The 5722-nt window shown below is 50.5% G+C and carries 3 protein-coding genes; 1 reads left to right on the plus strand and 2 read right to left on the minus strand.

Annotated elements, in window-relative coordinates:
• Positions 1–177: 177 nt before the first annotated feature.
• Complete coding sequence (gene olsF / locus AC4IFB_RS00005) at positions 178–1893, minus strand: bifunctional ornithine lipid synthase OlsF (RefSeq protein WP_490779005.1); 1716 nt, start codon at positions 1891–1893, stop codon at positions 178–180.
• Positions 1894–2133: 240 nt separating this feature from the next.
• Here olsF and metG point away from each other — a divergent pair, with 240 nt between their 5' ends.
• A complete protein-coding gene (metG, locus tag AC4IFB_RS00010) occupies positions 2134–4182 on the plus strand; it encodes a methionine--tRNA ligase (protein ID WP_490779006.1) in 2049 nt (682 codons plus the stop codon).
• Between the two features lie 274 nt (positions 4183–4456).
• Here the strand turns inward: metG and AC4IFB_RS00015 are convergent, their stop codons facing one another.
• Entirely contained in the window at positions 4457–5614 is a 1158-nt protein-coding gene (locus AC4IFB_RS00015) for an integrin alpha (RefSeq protein ID WP_490779007.1), read from the minus strand.
• Positions 5615–5722: the final 108 nt, after the last annotated feature.

The raw sequence follows: 5722 nt of genomic DNA on the forward strand, positions 1-5722 counted from the left end.
AGAAAGCCGCTCAAGCCGTGAGTGCAAGGCGCAGCCCGCAGGTAATGGTTGTTCCCTTACCAAGGGGTGCAACGCCGCAATCGCGGCTTGAGTGGCTTCCCGCAGGGCGAGGCAGGTGATTTAAACGCAAACTGAGATTGGCCTTGTCTAAATATAGGGTTTATATGACGCACCACACTAGCTACCAATATAGCGTTTGCGCTTCGATGCCTTAACCGAGGCTATCTCAACCAGGATCATGCCATCGGTGCAACCGGCAAATTCGGGATCGATGCCAAAATCCAGAAATCTGGCTCCCCCCGGCTCACAGATATCTGTGTATTGTTTGAATAGGGTGGGAATCGTTAAATCAAACAGAGCCAATTGGTTCTTCAACTCCTGCAGATCAGCATCATAGTCTTCACCACTGAACACCTCTCCATATTCATCCCAGGTTGACTGGCTGATCTGATAAGGCATCCTGGCCTGACCCAGATACTCTTTGCCCGTGAAATAGCGTCGATAGAAGTCCACCATCAGATCCCTTGCGGGTTTAGGGTAGTGAGCACTGATACTCACCGGCCCATACATATAGCGAATTTCAGGATGGTGACGCAGATAGGCCCCCACGCCCTGCCACAGGTAGTCGAGAGCCCTTGAGCCCCAGTAGCGGGGTTGAACAAAACTTCTGCCGAGCTCAATGGATTGACGGGCATAACGATCAAAACCCTCACCGAATTTGAACAGTGAATGGGTATACAACCCTTCTCTACCCTGATTGACCAATATGGAGCCAACCTCACCTATACGATAGGAGCCGACCACTTCCAATTCTGCCTCATCCCACAACACCAGGTGACGGTAGTGCAGATCGTAATTATCGGTATCCCGGCGTTTACCGGTTCCCTCCCCGACTTTGCGGAAACTCAGTTCACGCAAGCGTCCTATCTCACGCATCAAGGCACTACCCGGCTCCCAGTTCATCAACAGGATCTGCTTACCATCCCGAGTCTGCCCCAGCACCTCCCCCTTACCCAACTCTTTTTTCAGAGCCTGCCTGGACTCAGGATGGGCAATGCTCTTCTCTGTGGTAAACACCCCTGGTTTACGTTGAGAGATGCGATAGAGATGCTTACGCACCATCTTGACCCTGGCTTTGAGGCGTATCCCCTCCACATTCAAATGTGAGAATGGAATCAGCTCTCCGACCCGAAACGCAATTGTGTTGGAGCGCTGCATAAACATCTCCTGCACCAACAGCAGCGCTGCAACCGGTTTGTAGAGCATAGAGACGCCATAGAACAGAGGAGAGTTTCGAGCATCAATGAAGATCGGCAACAGCGGTGAACTGGTACGACGTGCGAACTGCATAAAGCCGCTTTTCCAGCGCACATCCCTGACACCGTTGGGTCTTAAGCGGGAGACCTCACCTGCGGGAAAAATAATAACCAACTCCTCACGTTCCAGAGAGGCGTGAATCTGTTTAACACCCTGACGGCTGGAGCCACCGCCCATATTGTCCACCGGCAGTAAAAGATCTTTCAGCGGCTCAATGGAGGCGAGCAGGTCGTTGGCGACAACCCGGATATCGCGACGAACCCGGCTGATCATCAGAATCAGGCTCAAGGCATCCAAGGCGCCCAATGGGTGGTTGGCAACAACAATGACTCGACCACTGGAGGGGATATTCTCCAGATCCTTATTAGATACCAGATAGTCCATATCGAAGTATTCGAGGATTTTTTCGATCAGGTCGAGACCGCGCAGAGCATGATGCTCTTCTAAAAACCGATTGATCTCCCGCTCACGAAAGAGCAGACGCAAAGCTTTTAACATGGGCTTGGTCAAAAGCGATGGTTTTTTATCAAAAAATCCTGGAAAACGGTTGGTCAAGACCTGCTCAATATTCAGCACAAGTAGGCTCCTTGGGTTAAAACAGGCAGATCTTAGAGGAGATAAATGACAAGGCGTTTGCGACCTTGTGAGGATTAGGTGTCGGCGCTATGACTGTCGTGTGAATCAGATTTTTTGTTGTCTGACATTGATCAGCTTCACCACCAGCCAATCATCACTTACCCATTCATCGGCTGATATGTGATAATTGCGGTTTTTTCCGGGCTGGAAAGCCTGCACTCAGCAGAAACGTAACCCAAGATGAACAACACACCACGCAAAATTCTAGTCACCAGTGCCCTGCCCTACGCCAATGGGCCGATCCATATAGGCCATCTGGTGGAGTATATCCAGACCGATATCTGGGTGCGTTTTCAGAAAATGCGGGGACACCAGTGCTACTACGTCTGTGCCGATGATGCCCATGGTACACCGATCATGTTACGTGCCCGTCAGGAGGGCATTGAGCCGGAGACCCTGATCGCCCGCGTTGCCGAGGAGCATCAAGCAGACTTTTCCGAGTTCCGTGTTGGCTTTGACAACTACCACTCAACCCATTCGCCGGAGAATCAGGCCTGCGCCAATACTATCTATGAGCGCAACCGGGATGGCGGCCATATTGCCAAGCGAACCATCACCCAAGCCTACGATCCGGTGGAAAAGATGTTCCTTCCCGATCGATTTATCAAAGGAACCTGCCCCAAGTGTGGCGCTGAGGATCAGTATGGAGACAACTGTGAAGTCTGCGGTGCCAGTTACTCTCCCGCCGAATTGAAGAATCCGGTCTCTGCTGTATCCGGTGCGGTACCTGAACAGCGCGAGTCGGATCACTACTTCTTTAAGCTGGCCGACTTTGAAAACATGCTCAAAGAGTGGACAGGTGGCGGACATGTACAAAATGAAGTGGCCAACAAACTCGACGAGTGGTTCGAGGCTGGTCTGCAGGAGTGGGATATCTCACGCGACGCCCCCTACTTCGGTTTCGAAATCCCAGACCACCCAGGCAAATATTTCTATGTCTGGCTCGATGCGCCCATCGGCTACATGGCCAGCTTCCGCAATCTGTGTGATAAAACAGAAGGTCTCGATTTCGACAGCTACTGGCTGGAGGGCAGTGACACCGAGCTCTATCACTTCATCGGCAAGGACATCATCTATTTCCATACCCTGTTCTGGCCGGCGATGCTGCATGGCGCCGGATTCCGTACCCCCAATGCAGTCTATGCTCATGGCTTTCTGACTGTGGACGGGGCAAAGATGTCCAAGTCCCGAGGCACCTTCATCAAGGCACGCACCTATCTGGATCATCTCAATCCTGAATATCTGCGCTACTACTTTGCAGCCAAGCTGGGCTCGGGTGTGGATGATATCGACCTCAACCTGGAGGACTTTGCACAGCGGGTCAACAGCGACCTGGTAGGTAAGGTAGTCAACATCGCCAGTCGTTGCGCCGGGTTTATCAGCAAGCGTTTCGATGGCCGGTTATCAGAGCAGGTTACCGAACAGTCGTTGTTCAATGACTTTGTCTCTGCAGGTCAAACCATCGCCGATCACTATGAGAAACGGGAGTTCAGTCGTGCCGTCCGGGAGATCATGGCACTGGCAGACCGGGCCAATCAGTACATTGACGAGCAAAAACCCTGGGTAGTCGCCAAAGAAGAGGACTCTGAAGCTAAGTTACAGGCAATCTGCAGCGATGGTATCAACCTGTTCCGACTACTGATTGGATACCTGCGTCCAATTCTTCCAGGCACCGCAGAAATGGCAGAGAGTTTTCTTCAGGTCGAACCCCTGACCTGGCAACAGCTGGATACCCCGCTGACCAGTCATACCATCGGCAAGTTCAAGCCGCTGATGACCCGGGTCGACCCGAAACATATTGAAGCCATGTTAGAGCACTCAAAAGAGGATCTGGCTGCACAAGCAGAACCGAAGGCAACTCAAGCAAAAGCTGACTCAGCTTTGGCGAAGGATCCGATTGCCGACACTATTCAATTCGATGACTTCGCTAAGCTTGATCTGCGGATCGCCCGCATCGCCAAAGCAGAACATGTAGACGGAGCTGACAAACTGCTACAACTGACCCTGGATCTTGGAGGCGAGACCCGCAATGTCTTTGCAGGCATCAAATCCGCCTACGCACCAGAGGACCTGGAGGGAAAGCTCACAGTGATGGTGGCCAATCTGGCGCCACGCAAAATGCGCTTCGGGGTTTCGGAAGGGATGGTGTTGGCTGCAGGACCTGGTGGAAAGGATCTTTATATCCTCAATCCCGATGAGGGGGCGCAGCCAGGGATGCGGGTGAAGTAACCGAGGCATTGCAGCGGGAAATCGATATACATACCAGGAGTTTCAGATACCGCTGGTGAGTTTATTCATTCAGATGATAGTTAAGTGCAGCTATAGACAAACTCAATTATTACAATACGCTTGGATTTATCGATGGTTAGATTCAAATCAGGAGCTGGGGAGTTACTTTTCTTCCTTCGAATAGTACCTGTCCTGGTTCATGATTGTGGTAACTTTAATCTATTTTCTATTTATAGAGTGGGGCATGGCCCCACCCTATAGCTCAAGAATGGTTTTATTTCAGATATATGTAGACCCGATCACTACCTGGATCTCCAATGATCAAATCGTTCCTGCCGTCGTTATTGACATCTCCAGCAGTCAGAGCATTGCTATAACCTGGAATATTACTTGGAGAGTGGTAATCATCGGTAACAGATTCAAGAGGAGCAGTGATGCGGTGCAGGGCTCCTTCGAAATTCTGATATCCATGACTCCCCGCAAAGCTTTCAATTCCTGAGCTGCAACCAGGGCAGTCAATGCTTATCAGGCTTGTGCCGAAATCTCGAGCGTCTGTCCGGGTCCAGGTGTCGACATAACCATAAGATTTTGAAAAGACCAATACACTGCCCTGAGCATTGAAAGCCCCAGGCGCGCCAATTAAAATCTCATTGTAACCATCATCGGTCAGATCACCAGCATCGGCTATGGCCTCTCCACACCGCTCTCCTTCGTCCATATTACAAACGTGGGTGTCATGCAGACTCATGGACGGGCCGTCATAGATCAACACTCGACCAATGTTACCGTAACTGCCGTATGGATAGTTGGGTGCGCCAACTGCAAAGTCTCCACGGCCATCTCCATTCCAATCCTTGAGTGCGGTTACTGTATAACCATACTCTGAACCCTCGGGTCCTGTCTTCTTGGTAAGCAGCGTGTTGCTGGCCGCGCCGGAAAAGATATAGACCGCACCTTCATGTTTCTTTTCCACTTGGCTCAATGACTCATTTGGTGCGCCGACAAGATAGTCTTGGTGACCATCTCCGTTCAGATCATCAACTGTAGCCACTGCAAAACCAAACCGTGAACCAACTTCTCCCACGAAGTTTAAAAGGTAGGTTGGCTGGGTTGCCAACCTGGTCATCACCATTGCGCTTCCGTAGCCTGTTTCACTGCTGGTAGACTGACCGATCAACAAATCATCAAGCCCATCTCCATCCGCATCGCCTGCATTGTCAAGACTTACAGTCTGGTCACTGCCACCCACTCCAGTTAATAGAAATGAATTGATGGGCTGGCCAGTGATGCCAGAGTATATGTGGATTGTGACATTGCTACCGTTTGGATTTGTTTCAGCTACTGCAATATCACCAAAGGTATCGTAATTCTGATCACCAACATAGGTGATAGCATCGCCAATTATACCGTTACCGGCATTGGGGACACCCAACGTTTATTTGCAATAATAGCATTGGAAAATATCTTAATATCTTGTTGATTCATCATTGTTTTTAGTAAATGTAACTGATGGGTGTCTAGCTAGTGCGCTTTTCGCCTT

This window comes from Candidatus Thiodiazotropha sp. AKIB8, from assembly GCF_058244675.1.

What these genes read in the sequence shown, in the direction of transcription:
- metG (WP_490779006.1), top strand. Translation starts at nt 2,134, where the DNA reads ATGAACAACACACCACGCAAAATTCTAGTCACCAGTGCCCTGCCCTAC.